2 protein-coding genes are annotated in these 2,307 nt (G+C 44.5%); both read right to left on the bottom strand.

Annotation, left to right across the window (positions count from 1 at the left end; all coding sequences use genetic code 11):
* Nucleotides 1-267: 267 nt before the first annotated feature.
* Nucleotides 268-1,359 (bottom strand): IS91 family transposase, encoded by a 1,092-nt coding sequence (locus tag ACED45_RS23855; protein ID WP_102431372.1) that lies wholly within the window; start codon nucleotides 1,357-1,359, stop codon nucleotides 268-270.
* A complete protein-coding gene (locus ACED45_RS23860) occupies nucleotides 1,356-2,213 on the bottom strand; it encodes a tyrosine-type recombinase/integrase (protein ID WP_102431373.1) in 858 nt (285 codons plus the stop codon). Before ACED45_RS23860 ends, ACED45_RS23855 begins: the two co-directional genes overlap by 4 nt.
* Nucleotides 2,214-2,307 lie beyond the last annotated feature (94 nt).

Genomic DNA, 2,307 nt, shown 5'->3' on the forward strand with positions numbered 1-2,307 from the left:
TAACGCTTAAGTATTTATCCGTTGTCGTAGCACAATGGATAAATACCTGTTGGACTTGGCTGCTTCTATCTATGGAATTTGCTTTTTAGGACTGACTTGCGTTCCACTCTTATCATTAAGACCGGTACCCCGTCAGTGGTTCATTTTCCACTTCTAGCCGCCAATTTATCTACAGCGACTATACCCGTTGCATAATCTTTTTAAAAGCGAACAATGCCCCTCTCTCGCCATAACACAACGATAATTTTATTCATTATAATCAGACAACTAGGTCAGTTGGTACTCTGAAACGACTATCCTAGGTCTAATATTGATGCACACGAGTACCATGCTGTTGCTATGGCAGTTCGGACAACACGGTTTCTCTTTCAGCACTTCCGATTTCTCTGCGGGTCGCTCTCGTAAGCTATGCCTAATTTCCGCTATCGCTTTTACCCGTACAGCATTAGCTAAAAAGCCATAGTAGCGTATTCGCATTAGCCCTTTAGGCAACACATGTAAAAGTAAGCGTCGAAGCAACTCGCCCGCATTACAACACATTCTTTGAGTCCCGTTGGTTCGATAATCTTTGTAACTCATCGTGATACGGCCATCCACGTTATAACTTAATTGGTTTGGATTTAACCCAATACGATTGCAATACCGAGATAGATAACCCACTACCGCTGTGGGCTCGTGGAGTACAGGTTTACTGTACACAACCCATCTCTTACTAGCGGCTTCCTCTAATAAATTACTGTGCGTCGCTATCAACTCGCTTACTCGACATAACATCTCTTTCTTAAAGCGAACGGATAAGGCTTTAACCGGAAGCAGGTAACTCTCTTTTCTTGTCCGTTGCCATTGCCGATCTTTTGTAAGCACCCCACTCGGTAGTAGGCAATGAATATGAGTATGTTGACTCAGATTTCTTCCCCAAGTGTGAAGAACCATTAATGCTCCAAGTTGACCGACAAGGTGATGCCGCTCATTAGCAAACGCGCATAATGTTGCCCACACGGAATGAAACAAGCATTGATAAACCACCTTAGGATGCGCTTTAACCAGAGCATTGAACTCGTGCGGTAAGGTAAAAACCATATGATGATAGGCCACGGGTAAAATATCTTGGCTTCGCTTTGTTAACCATTGCTGCCTCATTTGCTCTTGGCAATTGGGGCAATGGCGGTCTCGACAAGAGCAGTACCAACGCGTTTCATGACCGCATTGCTGACAACGCCAGTCGTAACTGCCCATACGCTCTGTTCGGCAGTCTCTTAAATGATGGAGTACTTGCCACTGCCTCGGTGTGACTTTGCTTTTATCAAGCTCTTCTAAGCCTTGGGTTAATACGGCTTGGTAAGGAGATAATGCGTTCATTCGCTCTCCTCCCATAGTTGAGCAACTAAGTCGAACTTACTTCCGTCCGAGCTTTCGTTGTGATGACCTATCCAATGGGTGTACCTCAATGTCGTTTTGATATTCGAATGCCCAAGGTAACGCTGCAGAACATTCAAAGGCATGCCCGATTCAAGCTGATGAGTTGCATAGGCGTGTCTCAGGGCGTGTATTCCCCCTAATTTTCTGACGTTAGCCTCAACTTTTGCTGCTTTGAAGCACTTCTGCAAAGAGCTAATACCCAATGGCTTTTCGGGCTCTAGGCTGGGAAACAGCACTACGGTGGGATGATAATGACACCAGTAATTTCGAAGATGATTCAGTTGGCTATCACCCAGTGGAACAAAGCGATCTTTTTTGCCTTTACCACAATGAATGTGCAGCCGTTTCGCCGTACCATCAATGTCTTTCACGTACAAACCCACGACCTCACTGACACGTAGGCCACATCCATAACACATTTCAAGTGCGGTCTGATATTTAAGACTTCGACAATGACTAATGATACTTCTTACTTCCTCGCGATTAAGCAGCTCCGGTATTTTACTGGCGCGTTTAATCGGGGGAACCAGTCGCTCTTCAAATTCTCTATTCAAAACGGCACGATAAAAGAACAAGATGGCATTCAAAGCTTGAGCACAAGTACTACTACTTAAGCTCCGCTCTGTGGTGAGCGTACGTAAATATGCACTAATCTGTTGATCGGTGAGTAAATCGGGGGACAGATCGTAAGTAGTAGATAGATCTTTAACCCAACGTAAATAGCTTGCATGGGTTTTCGGAGAAAAACGGCGAACCGCCATTTCATCGATAAATTGTTGTCTTAATGGGGTCATGATGTATTCCTTAATCTATGGATACATCATAAGTTTGGTCTATCGGATAAGTGAGAGGAAAGTCCTCCGCGAAGCGGCTTAGTTCAACAGCTAT

It is taken from the genome of Vibrio crassostreae, from assembly GCF_041439375.1.
Lineage (GTDB): Bacteria > Pseudomonadota > Gammaproteobacteria > Enterobacterales > Vibrionaceae > Vibrio > Vibrio crassostreae_D.

What these genes read in the sequence shown, in the direction of transcription:
- ACED45_RS23855 (WP_102431372.1), bottom strand. Translation starts at nt 1,359, where the DNA reads ATGAACGCATTATCTCCTTACCAAGCCGTATTAACCCAAGGCTTAGAA.
- ACED45_RS23860 (WP_102431373.1), bottom strand. Translation starts at nt 2,213, where the DNA reads ATGACCCCATTAAGACAACAATTTATCGATGAAATGGCGGTTCGCCGT.